The 16,899-nt window shown below is 57.0% G+C and carries 14 protein-coding genes; 3 read left to right on the top strand and 11 right to left on the bottom strand.

Annotated elements, in window-relative coordinates; all coding sequences use genetic code 11:
• Positions 1–40: 40 nt before the first annotated feature.
• Together AC13CN_RS15010 and AC13CN_RS15015 are read right to left on the bottom strand one after the other, a co-directional pair.
• Positions 41–889: a DNA/RNA non-specific endonuclease gene (locus AC13CN_RS15010; protein WP_054641072.1), complete on the bottom strand. Its 849-nt coding sequence runs from the start codon at positions 887–889 to the stop codon at positions 41–43.
• Positions 890–966: 77 nt separating this feature from the next.
• Positions 967–1,242, bottom strand: a complete 276-nt coding sequence (locus AC13CN_RS15015) for an Lrp/AsnC family transcriptional regulator (protein WP_044628486.1) — start codon at positions 1,240–1,242, stop codon at positions 967–969.
• Positions 1,243–1,494: 252 nt separating this feature from the next.
• Between AC13CN_RS15015 and AC13CN_RS15020 the strand changes: the two genes are divergently transcribed.
• Positions 1,495–1,809 carry a high-potential iron-sulfur protein gene (locus tag AC13CN_RS15020; RefSeq protein ID WP_044628485.1) on the top strand — a complete coding sequence of 105 codons (315 nt, stop codon included), beginning with the start codon at positions 1,495–1,497 and terminating at the stop codon, positions 1,807–1,809.
• A 76-nt stretch (positions 1,810–1,885) separates the two neighbouring features.
• Here the strand turns inward: AC13CN_RS15020 and AC13CN_RS15025 are convergent, their stop codons facing one another.
• The 5 genes from AC13CN_RS15025 to AC13CN_RS15045 all read right to left on the bottom strand — a co-directional run bounded on the left by AC13CN_RS15025 (position 1,886) and on the right by AC13CN_RS15045 (position 10,232).
• On the bottom strand, positions 1,886–3,448 hold the full coding sequence (locus AC13CN_RS15025) for a SpoVR family protein (RefSeq protein ID WP_062372760.1): 1,563 nt from the start codon (positions 3,446–3,448) through the stop codon (positions 1,886–1,888).
• Between the two features lie 20 nt (positions 3,449–3,468).
• Positions 3,469–4,758 (bottom strand): YeaH/YhbH family protein, encoded by a 1,290-nt coding sequence (locus AC13CN_RS15030; protein ID WP_054641071.1) that lies wholly within the window; start codon positions 4,756–4,758, stop codon positions 3,469–3,471.
• 71 nt (positions 4,759–4,829) lie between these two features.
• Positions 4,830–6,752, bottom strand: a complete 1,923-nt coding sequence (locus tag AC13CN_RS15035) for a PrkA family serine protein kinase (protein ID WP_044628482.1) — start codon at positions 6,750–6,752, stop codon at positions 4,830–4,832.
• Between the two features lie 265 nt (positions 6,753–7,017).
• A complete protein-coding gene (locus AC13CN_RS15040; RefSeq protein WP_044628481.1) occupies positions 7,018–8,070 on the bottom strand; it encodes a threonine aldolase family protein in 1,053 nt (350 codons plus the stop codon).
• 140 nt (positions 8,071–8,210) lie between these two features.
• A complete protein-coding gene (locus tag AC13CN_RS15045) occupies positions 8,211–10,232 on the bottom strand; it encodes an FAD-dependent oxidoreductase (RefSeq protein WP_483053231.1) in 2,022 nt (673 codons plus the stop codon).
• Between the two features lie 231 nt (positions 10,233–10,463).
• Here AC13CN_RS15045 and AC13CN_RS15050 point away from each other — a divergent pair, with 231 nt between their 5' ends.
• Together AC13CN_RS15050 and AC13CN_RS15055 are read left to right on the top strand one after the other, a co-directional pair.
• Positions 10,464–11,381: a DMT family transporter gene (locus tag AC13CN_RS15050; protein WP_044628479.1), complete on the top strand. Its 918-nt coding sequence runs from the start codon at positions 10,464–10,466 to the stop codon at positions 11,379–11,381.
• A 43-nt stretch (positions 11,382–11,424) separates the two neighbouring features.
• Positions 11,425–12,993 (top strand): bifunctional GNAT family N-acetyltransferase/carbon-nitrogen hydrolase family protein, encoded by a 1,569-nt coding sequence (locus tag AC13CN_RS15055; protein ID WP_062372754.1) that lies wholly within the window; start codon positions 11,425–11,427, stop codon positions 12,991–12,993.
• A 125-nt stretch (positions 12,994–13,118) separates the two neighbouring features.
• Here AC13CN_RS15055 and AC13CN_RS15060 read toward each other — a convergent pair whose 3' ends face one another.
• From AC13CN_RS15060 to AC13CN_RS15075, 4 genes are all read right to left on the bottom strand, one after another.
• Entirely contained in the window at positions 13,119–13,421 is a 303-nt protein-coding gene (locus tag AC13CN_RS15060; protein WP_058577101.1) for an MGMT family protein, read from the bottom strand.
• A 29-nt stretch (positions 13,422–13,450) separates the two neighbouring features.
• Positions 13,451–14,059, bottom strand: coding sequence for an FMN-dependent NADH-azoreductase (locus AC13CN_RS15065; RefSeq protein ID WP_289108544.1), 609 nt, complete (start codon positions 14,057–14,059; stop codon positions 13,451–13,453).
• Between the two features lie 183 nt (positions 14,060–14,242).
• Positions 14,243–15,694: an alanine/glycine:cation symporter family protein gene (locus AC13CN_RS15070; RefSeq protein ID WP_062361699.1), complete on the bottom strand. Its 1,452-nt coding sequence runs from the start codon at positions 15,692–15,694 to the stop codon at positions 14,243–14,245.
• Positions 15,695–16,154: 460 nt separating this feature from the next.
• Positions 16,155–16,899: RNA-guided endonuclease TnpB family protein (locus AC13CN_RS15075; protein WP_483053232.1), on the bottom strand; the 745-nt coding region annotated here is incomplete at its 5' end.

Below are 16,899 nucleotides of genomic sequence, written 5' to 3' on the forward strand. Positions count from 1 at the left end.
GCTTCGCCCGCCGTGATTGCTGGTTAATGCATCTCCGTGCTTATTGATAGCGCCCAGGGCGGCGAGCAATTTCTTCCAGCGCCCATCCTTGTGTCCGCAGCTCGCCTTCTAGCACGGCTTCCATGGTAGGGGTTAAGTCAGGAAAGAAGTTCAGTCCCGTTTGCGCTTCGATATCATCAATGGTGACGAGGTAGTCATCCAGCGGCTCATTGCCTCTGACGTCTTGGGGCATAATAAATGCCAGCGCTAAAGGCGCTTCGTCGTGAGGCGCAACGATAATTTTGTAGAACGCCTGAGGCACTTCCACAAAGCCGACGCGGTTAAACACGTTATCCATAAAGCGCTCAGGGTAGATCGGCCCGGTGATCACCTGTAAGCGCTCAAAACGCGGCGCGAAGTGGTCCATCACCGACTCTTCTAAACGCTGCCACAGTTGGCGATTTAAGTTGGGCCGCTGCGGAGCCATATTACTCATTAAGAAGGTGTCGATTTGCGCACTACGCCCATGCACGGCAGCAATAGCGTAGTTAGGCGCCAGATGCCCGCGGTCGTAGCCGCTCCCTGAGTAGCTATCAGTATCCACCGGCCATAGCGTGCGCCAGTCAGCCTGAAAGTTGGGCCGCCCGCCGATCCGGGCATTGTCCGGTACGGCCTTCACTTGATAGCTCACCCATAGCGCACCGACACGAACATCCGACCATCCCACTAAAAAGCCATCGTTGCGTAAAACGCGATGAAACGTGGTGGGGCGAAACTCCTCCCAAGTGGGCACGCCTTGCCAGGTATAGGCATCTTGATGTTGGCGCCCCTGGAATTCCCATAACCCGGTTCCCACTATTACAAACAGCACAGCGATGCCCAGGCGTCGCCCCTGACGACGCCAGTGCACAAGCGATTTCCCCAACGGAGTCACTCCCCTACAAGCTTTTTAGATAGACCAGTATGTTTTTTAGTAGGTAGCTAACGTTACCAGCCGAGTGAAAACATGGTTTCCAAGTCGTGACGAGAGTGAACCTGCATGGCATTCAGCGTTTCGGTATCACTAATCCCTTCTACGGCATTTAGGCGCTCGGTCACCAGCTCCGCTAGGCTCTCAAAATCGCGGGTGCGGGCAATGGCGACTAGGTCGTAACGGCCGCAGGTGGAGTACACTTCGCTGATCCCTTCCACATCGGCTAGGCGTTCAGCCACTGCCTTTACTTGGCCTTTTTCGGTATTAATCAAGATCACTGCGTTTTGCATGGCGCCCTCACTAATCATGTCTTGTGGATATCACGCTACGGGGCGAGTATAGCAGCCTGCTAGGTACGGCCAAGCGCTGCCTGACAGCGTGGCTAATTGTCGCGCTATTTATAAGGTTATTCGCACTAATTTTGAGCATGCGCTAGCATGTACCGTAGACCTCCGATTTATAAGACTTGTCGGAGTATTAAGAGGTGGACCACCACCCGACAACCGTAGCAAAACGTCAGACCGTGACGATAAGGAGACACCATGGCTAATCAGAGCCGTCGTAAGTTCATGCGTAACAGTGTGCTGGGCCTCGCTGCCCTACCGTTTGGTGCTGGCATTCTGTCGAAGAGTGCTTTTGCTCAGGAACTGCCGCGTCTGGATCCGTCCTCTCCTACCGCTCAGGCGCTTAACTACGTCGAAGTGGCCAGCGATGCGAGTGACCATCCCGCTTATGAAGAGGGCGAACTCTGCTCTAACTGCATGTTCTTCAATGCAGACACCGAAGGTTGCCAGCTCTTCCCAGAAAACAGCGTTGCACCGGAAGGCTGGTGCCAATCGTGGACGGCCAAAGCGTAAGCAACCCCCAAGGTGTAAGCAAACCTTAGGCTACTGCGATATCCATGACCCCGCGCCCTGCGCGGGGTCACTGTTTTTAGCCAGCCCCTTTGCTCTCTTCCTCTACCGGCCAGTGATAACGGCGGGTGACTTTCCCATCCTCCATGGATACCAAGTGTACAGGGAAGCCCCATAGCTGCTGTAAATGGCGAATCACCGGATAGACACTTCTCCCCAGTGGCCGACGACTATCCTGAATGTGATGCAGCGTTAATGAGCGATCACCGCGAATGGCAGCTTCTACCACCTGAATATTCGGCTCACGCACCGACAGAGCATATTGGCTTGAAAGCGCTTCACGTATGCGTTTGTAGCCACGGTCATCGTGAATAGCAGCAACCTCAAGCATCTCTACCTGGTCGTCATCGACAATTAAAAACAGCTTTAAGTCGCGAATCACCTTAGGTGACAAGAACTGCTGTATGAAGGATTCATCCTTAAAGTTGCGCATCGCGAACTCAAGGGTTTCCCGCCAGGGGCTACCTGCAATATCGGGAAACCACTCGCGGTCTTCAGCCGTCGGCGCATCGCATATCCGTTTGATGTCCATGAAGATGGCAAAGCCCAGTGCGTAAGGGTTCAGCCCGCTGTAATAGGGGCTATCGAACCCCGGCTGATTGATGACCGCCGCGTGGGACTGTAAGAACTCCAGCATTAGTCCTTCATCGACCTTACCCTCATCGTAAAGCCGATTCATTAGCGTGTAGTGCCAGAAACACGCCCACCCTTCGTTCATGACCTGGGTTTGCCGCTGTGGGTAAAAGTACTGGGCCAACTTACGCACGATACGCACGATTTCACGCTGCCAAGGGGTCAGCAACGGTGCGTTCTTCTCGATAAAATAGAGCAAGTTTTCTTGTGGTTCTGAGGGGTAGCAGCCGCCGCTATGCAGGCCTAGCGGGTCATCATCGCTGTGCAGGCTTCCCGGGAGCGGCGCGACGCCAGCTGGCGGCTCGGGGATCGTTCGCCACAACATGTTGACCTGGGTTTGCAGGTACGCTTCGCGCTCGTCTTGGCGTTTGGCCTCCTCCTCTGCCGAGATGGGTGATGGCCGCTTGTAGCGGTCTACCCCGTAGTTTTGTAGCGCATGGCAGGCATCCAAAAGTTGCTCGACGGCGTGCACGCCGTGGCGCTCTTCACACTGGGCGATGTATTTGCGAGCGAACACGAGGTAATCGACGATGGATTCCGCATCGGTCCACGTGCGGAATAGGTAGTTGCCCTTGAAGAAGGAGTTATGACCGTAGCAGGCGTGGGCAATCACTAACACCTGCATCATCAGGGTATTCTCCTCCATCAGGTACGCAATGCAGGGGTTGGAGTTGATGACCAGCTCATAGGCAAGCCCCATTTGTCCACGTTTGTAGGCCTGCTCCACAGAGAGAAACTGCTTACCGAATGACCAGTGGTGATATCCCACTGGCATACCGACGCTGGCGTAGGCATCCATCATTTGCTCGGTGGTAATCACCTCAATTTGATTGGGATAGGTATCCAGCCGATACTCATCGGCGAGCCTGGCGAGCTCCTCATCAAAACGCTCCAGCACGCTGAAATTCCAGTCCGACCCAGTGGCGATGGGCTTGCGGTTTACACTCATGGCGCACTCCTCGACTCGCACTACCGCTCTTGGCTCATGCGGCGCTTGAATAGCTCACGAAAAACGGGGTAGATATCGCCCGCATCGACGATCTGGCGCATGGCAAACCGCTCGGGAAACTGTGCTGCTACGGTTTCGTACTCGTGCCACAACGACTGATGATCGTGCGGGGTAATCTCCACGTAGGCGTAATACTGCAGCTGGGGCATCAACTGCTTTACCAGCAGATCACGACAGATGTTGGAGTCGTCGTCCCAGTTGTCGCCATCGGATGCCTGGGCCACGTAGAGATTCCATTGCCCGGCGGGGTAGCGTTTTTCGATGATCTTGTTGACCAGGTTCAGCGCGCTGGAGACGATGGTGCCGCCGGTTTCTCGCGAGTAAAAGAACTCCTCTTCATTCACCTCTCTAGCAGCCGTATGGTGGCGCACGAACACTAGCTCGACTTTCTCGTAATGCTTTTCTAAAAAAAGATAGAGCAGTAAGAAAAAGCGTTTGGCGATGTCTTTATGGTTCTGCGTCATGGAGCCCGACACGTCCATGACACAAAACATCACCGCTTGGCTCGATGGTTGTGGCTGGGCGGCGAGCTGGTGATAGCGCAAATCGTAGGTATCGATGAAGGGAATGGCGTCGATACGTTTTTCCAGCCGTTCGATCTCGGCCTTGAGCTCCACGACGCGAGCAGGATTACGCAGTACCGGGTCTTTACGCTCCTCGGCCGCTAGCGCTTCTTGGGCTTCCTTCAAAGCACGTTTGATGGGCGCGCGCATGGCGATGCGCCGTGCATAAGCCTCGCGCATCGATCGGGTAATACTGATGCGTGACGGCACCCCATCTCGCGCAAGCCCTGCCCGCACCATTTTGATCTCTTCCAACGACTTGAGCGGCTTGCGTTGTAAATGGGGAAGCTCCAAGCCATCGAAGACGAACTCCAGAAACTCCTCGCGGCTAAGGGTAAACGCAAACTCGTCGTTCCCCTCTCCTTGGTTAGAAGCGCCGCCTTCCTCGGCACCGCCACCACCCCCTTGGCCGCTAGGTCGACGGATTTTGTCACCTTCCAAAAACTCCTTATTACCCGGCGCGACGATGTTGCGTGCCCCGCCCGGCCCGTGCTGAAACACGGGTTCGGAAATGTCCTTGGTGGGAATCGATATTTTCTCGCCGCGCTCCATGTCGGTGATGGAGCGGCGGTTGACCGCCTCCTCCACCGAGCGCTTGATGTGCTTGCGATAACGCTCCAAGAAGCGCTGCCGATTGACCGCGCTCTTGTGCTTAGCGTTAGGTCTGCGATCAATAAAGTAGGTCATTCGACCTCCTCAACACCTCGATCTTGAGCGCCGACTCTTGGCGCTCTTGTGTGCGGGCCGACAGCGGCCCGCTACTGAGACTTACGCACGCGCAGGTACCATTCGGAGAGCAGCCGCACCTGTTTCTCGGTATAGCCACGGTCCACCATGCGCGCCACGAAATCCTCGTGCTTTTTTTGATCCGACTTCGACGCTTTGGCGTTGAACGAGATCACCGGCAACAGCTCTTCGGTGTTGGCAAACATCTTGTGTTCGATGACGCCTTTCAGCTTCTCATACGACTGCCAGCTAGGGTTCATACCGTTGTTTTGCGCCCGCGCCCGCAACACGAAGTTCACCACTTCATGGCGGAAATCTTTCGGGTTGGAGATACCCGCCGGTTTCTCGATCTTCTCGAGTTCCTCGTTCAGCGATTGGCGGTTGAGCAGCTCGCCGGTTTCAGGGTCACGGTACTCCTGGTCTTGAATCCAGAAGTCGGCATAGGTCACATAGCGGTCAAAGATGTTCTGACCGTACTCGCTGTAAGACTCGAGATACGCGGTCTGAATCTCTTTGCCGATGAAGTCCACGTAACGCGGGGCCAAAAACTCCTTGATGAAGCCCAAGTAGCGCTCGAATACTTCGGACGGCAGCTGCTCGCGCTCCAACGCCTGCTCCAACACGTACAGCAGATGCACCGGGTTGGCCGCGACTTCGGTACTATCGAAGTTGAACACCTTGGAGAGAATTTTGAAGGCAAAGCGGGTCGAGAGCCCTTGCATACCTTCATCGACCCCAGCCGCATCGCGGTACTCTTGAATCGACTTGGCGCGTGGGTCGGTGTCCTTCAGGTTCTCCCCGTCATACACCCGCATTTTGGAGTAGATACTGGAGTTCTCCGGCACCTTGAGCCGCGACAGCACTGAGAACTGCGCCAGCATGCGCAGCGTATCCGGCGCGCAGGGCGCGGCGCTGAGGGAGGAGTCTTCCAACAGCTTTTGATAGATCTTGATCTCTTCCGACACCCGCAGGCAGTAGGGTACTTTGACGATATAGACACGATCCAGAAACGCCTCGTTATTGCGGTTGTTACGAAACGCCTGCCATTCGGACTCGTTGGAGTGGGCCAGAATCACGCCATCGAAAGGAATCGCGCCCATGCCCTCGGTAGGATTGTAGTTGCCCTCTTGGGTAGCGGTCAGCAGCGGGTGGAGCACCTTGATGGGAGCCTTGAACATCTCCACAAACTCCATCAGCCCCTGGTTGGCACGGCACAGCCCGCCGGAGAAGCTGTAGGCATCCGGATCGTCTTGGGAGTAAAGCTCCAGCTGACGAATATCGACTTTGCCGACCAGCGATGAGATATCCTGATTGTTCTCATCCCCCGGCTCAGTTTTGGAGATGGCAATTTGATTCAGCCGCGATGGGTAGAGGCGCACCACCCGGAACTGGGAAATATCACCACCGTACTCTTTTAAGCGTTTAGCCGCCCAGGGCGACATCACGCTGCGCAGGTAGCGCCCGGGAATGCCGTACTCCTGCTCCAGCAACTCACCATCCTCTTCCGGTGAGAACAGTCCAAGCGGCGATTCATAGACCGGCGATCCTTTGATGGCATAGAAGGGAATGCGCTCCATCAATAGCTTCAGGCGCTCGGCTAGTGACGATTTACCGCCACCGACCGGCCCCAGTAGATAAAGAATCTGTTTACGCTCTTCGAGCCCTTGGGCCGCGTGGCGGAAGTACGCCACAATCTGCTCAATGGCTTCTTCCATCCCATGAAACTCGGCGAAAGCGGGATAGCGGCGGATCACCTTATTCGAGAAAATACGTGATAGACGCGGGTCTTTCGCCGTGTCGATCACTTCAGGCTCGCCTATCGCTTCCAGCATGCGCTCGGCAGCGCTGGCATACACCTTGGGGTCACGGCGACAAAGCGCCAAGTACTCCTCAAGGCTCATGTCCTCTTGCTGAACGCGGGCAAATCGGTCTTGAACGTGATCAAAGATGCTCATGGAACTCTCCTGTGGCCCATCCCCCAGCGCAACCGCCAAGCCAATACCCCAGACGGTGTGCTATTCGAGGTGTCGCTCTATCAGCGTAGTCAGCATTAGCAAAAAGTGATGACTAAACCTTCAACGCAGCGCTGTTAACGATATGAGCACAGCAACAGGGGGTTAGTTGCGTGAAATATTGTGGCAACCCCACAATGCAACGCGCCGCCTGAGAAGGCGGCGCTTGAGAGCTCAACGTCAGAGCAGTTTTTAGCGGCGGTATTGCTCAAGCACGAACGTCAAGCACGGCTTTCACATCGGCCAACAGCTGATCGAGCAATTCAACGGTGGTGTTCCAAGCGCAGACGAACCGCGCTCCGCCGGCACCGATGAAGGTATAAAAGGTCCATCCTTTGGCTTTCAACGCTTCGATGGCGTGAGGTGGCAATTCAACGAATACGCTGTTGGCCTGGGTGGGGAACATCAGCGAAACACCCGGCAACGCCTGTAGCCCTTCCGATAGATAACGCGCCATGGCATTGGCATGTTCGGCATTGGTTAGCCAAGCACCGCTTTCCAGCAGGCCCAGCCAAGGCGCAGAGACATAGCGCATTTTCGATGCTAGCTGCCCCGCCTGCTTGCATCGGTAGGAGAAGTCTTCCGCCAGCTCGCGATTGAAGAACAATATCGCCTCACCAAACGCCAAGCCGTTCTTGGTGCCCGAGAAACACAGTGCATCGACGCCCACTTGCCAGGTCAACTCTGCGGGTGAGGCGTTCAAGCTGGCACAAGCGTTGGCAAAGCGTGCACCGTCCATGTGCAGCCGAAGGTCATGCTTATCTGCCATGGCGCGAATGGCCAGCAGCTCTTCGCGGGAGTACACAGTGCCCACTTCGGTGGCTTGAGTGAGCGATACCACCTTCGGTTTCGGGTAGTGGATATCGCTGCGCTTGGTCACTAGCGCTTCAATCCCTTGCGGCGTGAGTTTGCCGTTCGCTCCCGGCGAGGTCAGCAGCTTGGCACCGTTGGAGAAGAACTCCGGCCCACCGCACTCATCGGTTTCAATATGCGCCAGCTCATGGCAAATCACGCTGTGGTAGCTGCGCCCCATCGCGGAGAGCGCCAGTGAGTTGGCTGCAGTGCCGTTGAACACGAAAAATACGTCACAATCGTAGTCGAACATTTCCCGAAAACGGTCGGCGGCGCGGGCGGTCCAGCGGTCGTTGCCGTAGGCTAAATCATCGGCCTGATTGGCTTCGAGTAAGTACTGCATCGCCTCCGGGCAGATACCGGAGGTATTATCACTGGCTAAAAATCGTGGGGTACACTCCGAGGGCATGACGATAATCCTTTTGTCTGACGGTCGTGCGGCGCAGGCTGGGTGCCACCCGCGCCTTAAATCCCTAACGTGGCTTAGTAGTTAGGGTGATCCATCAGTCTATCGCCATTTTAGCGTTAACGTCACGCCCCCCACGCGAGTTACAGCGAGGCCGCCAGCCGGGTGCCTTGATCAATAGCGCGCTTAGCATCCAATTCGGCCGCTTCATCTGCGCCGCCAATCACATGCATGCGGCTACCCGCTTGGGCCAGCGGCGAAATCAAGTCGCGTACCGACTCTTGGCCTGCGCACACCACAATGGTGTCCACCTCGACCACCTGCTCTTGCCCTTCGCGGCGGATGTGTAAGCCCGCATCGTCGATGCGCACATACTCGCAGCCGGCCAGTGTTTCTACGCCGCGCTGCTTTAATGAGGCGCGATGCACCCAACCCGTGGTTTTGCCCAGGTTTTTTCCCGGCTTAGAGCTTTTTCGCTGCAGCATCACAATGCTGCGCGGTGAACGTGGCGGCTGCGGCGCTTTTAAGCCGCCCCGTTCGCCCACTGCTAAATCCACGCCCCACTCATCGCACCATGCGGCCACCTCCATGGTGGGGTGCCCCTCGTGGGAAAGCAGCTCCGAAACATCAAAACCAATGCCGCCTGCCCCAATCACCGCCACGCGCTTGCCTACTCGTTCAGGCTGCTCAATGGCGTCTGCATAGCTCAGCACGCTGGGGTGGTCGGCCCCAGGTAACGCCAGTTCACGGGGCACCACCCCCGTGGCAATCACGATTTCGTCAAAATCTGCCAGGGCGCCTACAGTGGCTTCGGTGTTTAAGCGCACGCCCACCGCGTGCTTTTCGAGCATGACGCGGAAGTAGCGCAGAGTTTCGTTAAACTCTTCTTTACCGGGGATTTTGCGAGCGTAGTTAAACTGCCCACCCAACTCGCTGCGCCGCTCAAAGAGCACCACGGCGTGCCCACGACTGGCCGCCGCTACTGCTGTGGCAAGCCCCGCTGGGCCGCCGCCGACCACCGCTACCCGCTTAGGTGTTTGCGCAGGCGCCAGAGTGATCTCGGTTTCGTGGCAGGCACGGGGGTTGACCAAGCAGGAAGTCAGCTTGCCCATAAAGGTGTGATCCAAGCAGGCCTGGTTACAGGCGATGCAGGTATTGATCTCCTTCGCCAAGCCCGCCTCGGCTTTACGCACCCACTCGGGGTCAGCCAAAAACGGACGCGCCATCGACACCATATCCGCATGGCCCTCGGCCAGTACGCGCTCAGCCACCTCCGGCATATTGATGCGGTTGGTGGTAATCAGCGGAATCGACAGCGCCGCGCGAATGCGGCGGGTGACTTCGGTAAACGCGGCCCGGGGCACGCTGGTCACGATGGTCGGCACCCGTGCCTCGTGCCAGCCAATGCCGGTATTGATGACGTTCGCGCCAGCGGCTTCAATGGCCTGGCCCAGTTGTACGACCTCTTCCCAGGAGCTGCCCTCTTCCACCAGATCAATCATCGACAGGCGGAAGATCAGCAGGAAGCGCTCGCCAACCGCTTGGCGAATACGCTTGACGATCTCGACAGGGAAACGCATACGCCGCTCAAAATCGCCGCCCCAGTCGTCGTCACGCTGGTTGGTGCGGCGGCAAATAAACTGGTTGATCAAATAGCCTTCCGAGCCCATGACCTCTACGCCGTCGTAGCCCGCCTGCTGGGCGAGCGTAGCGCAGCGAACATAGTCGGCAATCTGCTGCTCTACCTCTTCACTGGAGAGCGCTCGGGGGGTGAACGGGTTGATGGGGGCTTGCAGCGCCGAGGGGGCCACCAGCTCTGGTGAGTAAGCGTAGCGCCCGGCATGCAAAATTTGCATGCATAGGTGCCCACCGGCGGCATGTACCGCGTCGACAACGTGGCGGTGCTCCGCCACTTGAGACTCCTCTGTCAGCGCGTTGGCACCTTGAAATACCGCCCCTTCGGCATTGGGCGCAATGCCACCCGTCACAATCAGGCTTACCCCTGCACGCGCGCGCTCTGCATAGAACGCTGCCAAGCGCTCAAAGCCATTCGGCGCTTCTTCTAAATTGGTGTGCATGGACCCCATCAATACGCGGTTAGGCAGCGTTAAATGTCCCACGGTTAATGGACGAAATAGGTGCGGATAAGCTGGCGCTTGGCGCATCACGGTGCTCCTTCACTGTTATTAGTACGGCGGGCAATCAATGGCTTGCCACTCACATTCAAACAAGCGTATGACATAGCGCTGGCTACGTACAGACTTTTACCACGCAACTGTATCGCCTTTTTATCCAGACGATAGTCGCTATATCGACTACTTTCCCCCTTGCCCCTGGCGGCAAAGCGCGTCAAATTAACCGGCTAACGATCAGGGATTGAATCTAGGGAATGTGCTATGCCATTGATTTACTTTTTACCGCCGCTGGCCACCGTACTGATATGGTCCGGCAATATGACCATCAACCAGCTTTCGGTAGATGCCATTGCTCCTAGCAGTATCGCGTTTTTACGCTGGCTGCTCGCCCTCGTCGTCATGACTCCTTTTGTGCTGCCGGCCGTACTGCGTCACAAAGATGAAATCGTGCGTAACTGGCCAAAGCTCGCTCTGCTAGGGCTTTTAGGGATGGGGCTATGGCAGGGGCTGGCTTATATCGCTGCTGAAACTACCACCGCCACCAATATGGGCATTCTTGCAGCAATGGTGCCGCTGCTCACGGTGCTATTGAGCGCGCTAATTTTGAAGGAACCACCCACATTAGGCGGCGTCGTAGGCGGCGTGCTCGCCTTTATCGGCGTCACCGTGCTGCTGGGCCGCGGCAACCCACTTTCTCTGCTGCAGTTAGAGGTGGCGCAGGGCGACGCGTTAATGGTGGTCGCCGCCACCTGCTATGCGCTTTATGGCGTGATGCTCAAACGCTGGGCGATGAATCTGCCTCCTTGGGTCATGCTCTATGCCCAGGTCTGTTTTGCCGTGTTGTTCTTGCTGCCACCCTACTTGATGGGCCCCATGACGCCGGTGGATGGGAAGAACGTTTGGCTGATCCTGTACGCAGGCATTCCTGCTTCCGTTATTACCACGTTCTTGTGGATGCGAGCGGTCCGCCAAATCGGCGCTAACCAGGCGAGTATCTTTATCAACCTGATGCCGCTATTTAGCGCGCTGATTGCCATGGCGTTACTGGGTGAACAGGTATCGGGGTTCCACTTTATAGGTGGGCTGTTAATCCTTGCCGGGGTGATCATGGCGCAAACGCTGACACGTCCGTTGGTACGCGCGGCAGCCGCCCGTAAAACGCAAAGCGTACAGCAGTGATACAATAGGCCAACTTCATTTTATGAATGGGAACCCCTGACCTATGTCCCTAGAAGACCTGCACCTCAATCTGCGTAACCTCACCAGCGACGACTACGAGCAGCTGAAATCGCTGATGGATGCGGTGTATCACGATATTGGTGGCGCTTGGCCTAAGCACACCATCGATAAGCTGATCCAGGAGTTTCCCGACGGCCAGATTGCCATTGAAGACGACGGCGTACTGGTGGGCGTCGCCCTCACCGTGCAGGTGGATTACGACGAGTTCTCCAACCCGCACAAATACGACGATTTGATCGGCCATCGTGAAATCATCCTGAACAATCCGGAAGGCGATGCCATGTACGGGCTGGATGTACTGATCCACCCAGACTATCGCGGCTACCGCCTGGGCCGCCGCCTATACGAAGCGCGTAAAGAGCTGTGCCGTTCGCTCAACCTGCGGGCTATTTTGGCGGGCGGACGTATTCCCGAGTATCACCAGCACGCCAGCGAGCTAACCCCGGCCCAGTACATCGACAAAGTCTCCCGCAAAGAGATTTACGACCCGATTCTGTCGTTCCAGCTTGCCAACGACTTCCAGGTCAAACGTCTGTTACGCAAGTACCTGCCGGAAGACGAGCAGTCGCGTGGCTACGCCACGCTGTTGGAGTGGAACAATATTCTGTTCGAGCCCGCTGAAAACGTGCTAGACACTCGCCCCACTCAGGTACGCGTGGGCGCGGTGCAGTGGCAAATGCGTGAGTTCGCCTCCGTGGAGGCTGCGCTGCAGCAAATCGAGTATTTCGTCGATGCGTTGTCGGATTATCAGAGCGACTTTGCCGTTTTCCCGGAGCTGTTCACCACGCCACTGATGGGCCTGCAGGATCGCGCCGCGCAGAAAGACCAGACCGCTGCCATCCGCTTTTTGGCGGGCTTCACCGACCGTTTCAAGAGCGAGCTGTCGCGGATGGCGGTGTCCTACAACATCAACATCGTCGGTGGTTCGATGATCGAGGTGGGTGAGGATGACCGTCTTTATAACGTGGCTTACCTGTTCCATCGGGACGGCGAGGTGGAGAAACAGTCCAAGCTGCATATCACCCCGCAGGAGCGGCGCGACTGGGTGATCGAAGGCGGCGACGATCTGCAGGTGTTCGATACCGATGCAGGCCGTGTCGGCATCCTGATCTGCTACGACGTGGAATTCCCGGAACTGGGCCGCCTGCTGGCCGACCAGGACATGGACATTCTGTTCGTGCCGTTCTGGGTCGACACCAAAAATGGCTACCTGCGTGTGCGACACTGCGCTCAGGCTCGGGCTATCGAGAACGAGTGCTACGTGGTCATCTGCGGAAGCGTCGGCAACCTGCCGTCCATCGAGAACCTGGATATCCAGTATGCCCAGTCGGCGGTATTCACCCCCTCCGACTTTGCCTTCCCCCATGACGCAGTGCTGGCCGAAACCACGCCCAACACCGAGATGATCATCTTCTCGGACCTGGACTTGACCCGCCTGACCGTAGTGCGTGCAGAAGGCTCGGTCACCAACCTCAAGGACCGCCGCAAGGATCTCTTCGACCTGCGCTGGCGGGACTGGTCGCTGAAGTCCGGCAGTAGGCAAGAAGACTAACGCTCAACCTGCGACCCACTACGCATAAGTACGCCAACGCCGCCCACCGGGCGGCGTTTTGTCATTCACAAATCGCTATTCACAGCTTTCTATTCACACCTCCCTATTAACCACTCACCCAAGAGCTACTCATCCGGCCAAACAAGGTGGCTCGGCACGCGGCCTTTGGCATCGAACGCGACGCCCTCGGCACGCAGCTTTTCGTGCTGGCGTGCCGCGCCGCCGTGGTCAGCCAGTTTGAGTGACGCGGAAATGACACGATGCCAGGGTAGCTGATGCCCCTCGGGCAGGTGACGCATGGCCGACCCCACCATGCGCGCCGTTGCTCCTTCGGTCATCTTGGCAATGCGGCCATAGGTCGTCACCCGCCCCGCCGGAATTTGATCGACAATAGTGTAAATCTGTTCGAGCAGTTCCGGGCGTGGCATGACAACCTCGTTTGGCTTATGGCGTTGGTTTAGAGCGCTTCGACAAGCTGATCAATGGCTTGGAAGGCTTCTTTCATCGCGGCATCGCGGTGAGCGTCGCCCATGTTCAAACCTTCAGCAAACACCACTTCCACATCGCTAATGCCCATCAGGCCCAACATGGTTTTCAGGTGCGGCGTTTGGCTATCGAACTCGGTGCCCGCGTATTGACCGCCACGAGCGGCCAGAATGATAGCTCGCTTGCCTTCGATCAGCCCCTGGGGGCCGTTTTCGGTGTAGCGAAACGTTTCACCGGCGCGCAGCACGCGGTCAAACCACGCTTTCAGCTGGGTGGGAATGCCCAGGTTGTACATCGGCACCGCCAGTACCAGCACGTCGTTAGCGCGCAGCTCTGCCAGCAGCTCATCCGAGTGCGCGGCCAGCGCCTGTTGCTCGGTGGTGCGCTCGTCAGCCGGGGTCTGCCACGCACCCAGCTCTTCGATAGCAAGGTGCGGCAGCGCGTTGGCAACCACATCGCGGTGGGTCACGGCGACGCCATCACGTGCAGCGGCCTGCTGCTGAAAATGGCTCGCCAGCGCGTTGGACTGGCCGTTGTCGCCGAGGATAGAAGAGGTCACTAACAGGGCACGAGTGGTCATGAAAATTCCTTAAAAACAGAGAGAAGGTTGGGCGCTATTCTACGGCGCTTTTCGGTGAGCAAAAGCGCAACGTTTTCCGAGTTTCATTCGACAAAATCGAACCTTCTGACCTCATGAAAACGCCCCGCCCACGCTGCACTTTGGCAACGTGAAGCGGGGCGTTAAGCACTTAACTCGCGCCTGTTACTTCTGCTTAGGCCACGCGTTGGGATCGACCTTTTTGGCCAGTTTCGGGAACTGGCTGGGGTCGAAGACCGGTTCTTTACCCGCCTTGAGCTGCGTGTCGTAATCTTTGAACAGCGCAAAGGCAATGGGCGATAGCAGCAGAATCGCCACCAGGTTGATGATCGCCATCATACCCATGGAGAGATCCGCAAAATTCCAGATCGCGCCAAGGCTGGCTACGGAACCCACCATGATCATGCCTAGCACGGCAAAGCGGTAAATCATCACCGCCACCGGCGCACGGCGGCCTGCCAGATACTCAATGTTGGATTCGCCGTAGGAGTAGTTGGCAATCACCGAGGTAAAGGCAAACAACAGAATAGCGATGGCGATAAACATGCCGCCCCAGTCTCCTACGTGGCTGGAGAGCGCCATCTGCGTTAGCTGGATACCGTTGCTGTTCTCACCTGCCAGCAGCTCCGGCCCAGCCATAATGATGATTGCTGCCGTCGCGGTACAGATCACCAGGGTATCCAGAAAAACACCCAGCATTTGAATAAAACCCTGAGCCGCCGGATGATCCGGGCGGGTGCTGGCAGTCGCTGCCGCATTAGGCGCAGACCCCATACCCGCTTCGTTAGAGAACAAGCCGCGCTGAATGCCGTTCATAATCGCTTGGGAAATGGCATAGCCCATCGCCCCACCAGCGGCCTGCTCGATACCAAAAGCGCTCTGCACGATCGTCATGATGGCAGCGGGCAGGTCGTTGATATTGAGCGCCACAACGACCAGCGCCAAGATCAGGTACAGCAGTGCCATCAGCGGCACTACCAGCTCAGCCACTTTAGCAATCGACTTCAAACCACCGAAAATAATCGGCGCGACGATGGCCATCAAGACTAACCCCATGACCCAGGTGGGAATGGCAAATGCCTGCTCCATGGCCTGGGCGATGGAGTTGGCCTGTACGCTGTTGAACGCCAGCCCAAACGCAATAATCAGGCAGATCGAAAACAGGACCGCCAGCCAGCGCAGCCCCAAGCCGCGTTCGATGTAGCGCGCCGGGCCACCGCGAAAGGTGTTATCGCCATGGTCGGTTTTGTAGGCCTGAGCCAGCGTGGACTCCACAAAGCTGGTCGCCATGCCCACCATGGCGGTCATCCACATCCAGAAAATCGCGCCGGGGCCGCCGAAGTAGATCGCCACCGCAACGCCCGCTAGGTTACCCGTGCCCACCCGCGCGGCGAGACTGGTAGAGAGCGCCTGGAACGAGGAAATACCGCCGTTGGACTGCCGGGAGCCGCGCAGCAGCTTGAACATATGTCCGAAATAACGAATTTGAATAGCACGGGTCATGACCGTGAAATAGAGGCCGGCACCGATGAGCAGGTAAATCAGCACACTGCCCCATAACAGCCCATTACCGCGGTCCACCATCGCGGTCAACAGGGGAGGAAGAGTAAAATCCATACCAAACACACCTTTTTTAAAACAAAGAAGGCGCATCATTCTTCACGGTTGCACCAAAATGGCAAGAAAATCATTTTCAACATGGTGCTGGCGGTAACTGTCAAGGTATCTGTCGCCCTGTCTGATTTTTATGCAGCCATTTGGTTGATAAGTTTCCACTGCGGAGGTCGTGAGAGTAAGGAGGTGTCCATATCCGGCGATATGTACATATCCGGAAAGACGCACTCATATAACCCGTACATCAGGGCCTTCTAAGGTGTGCTGGAAGTAGCTCAGCCCTTCGGGCACTAAGCGGCGAATAAAGGCATCCAATTGACCTCCTCCCCTCCCTCAGCGTTTTAGGACGCTGCCGCCTACGGCGGAAAGGAAGGGGATTCCTGGTTGTCGCCTTCCAGGTTCCTGCTTCGCAGCCCGTTGCCCTTGGTGATAGCACCTCAGGTCTTACACAAGCTCCACAGGCTTAGCTTCCCGTGAGCCCCACGGTAGTTTTCTCATGCTGGCGCAGCTTGTCAGCCCCCGCCAGAATGGCTTTGCCCGATTGCAAAATGTTGCGGGCAGCGTTCACGTCCCGGTCGATGCCTTGGGTGCCGCAGCTTGGGCAGTTCCAAGTGCGGATGTTAAGGGGCATGTTGTCGATGATATGGCCACAGTGAAAGCATCGCTTCGAACTGGGATACCACTTGTCGATCTGAACGAAATCGCGCCCGTACCGCTCGGCCTTGTACGCCAGTTGTTGGGTGAGCTGGTGCCAGCCTACGTCGCTGATCGCCTTTGAGAGCGAGCGGTTTTTCAGCAGGTTTTTGACTTGCAAACTCTCGGCAGCAATAACTTGGTTCTCGTGAATAAGCTGCGTGGAGAGTTTGTGGGTGGCATCGCGGCGCTGATCGGCCAGTTTGGCATACACCTTGGCCACCCGATGCCGCGCCTTGGCGCGGTTGTTAGAGCCTTTCCGTTTGTGCGACAGGCTTCGTTGTGCCCGCGCCAATTTACGCTCGGTACGGCGCAGAAAGCGCGGATTGGGGATTTTATCGCCGTGACTGGTGATGACGCGGTGCGTCAGCCCAAGGTCGATACCGACCATTTTGGGTGTCACGGGCAGCGGCGTGACCGCTTCTTCCACCAAAAAGCTGACGTGGTAACGGCCAGCGGTATCGCAGCTCACCGTGATACTGCTTGGTGTGCCGGAAAAATACCGGCTCCAGCGG

This window comes from Vreelandella sp. L-25 (assembly GCF_056857535.1).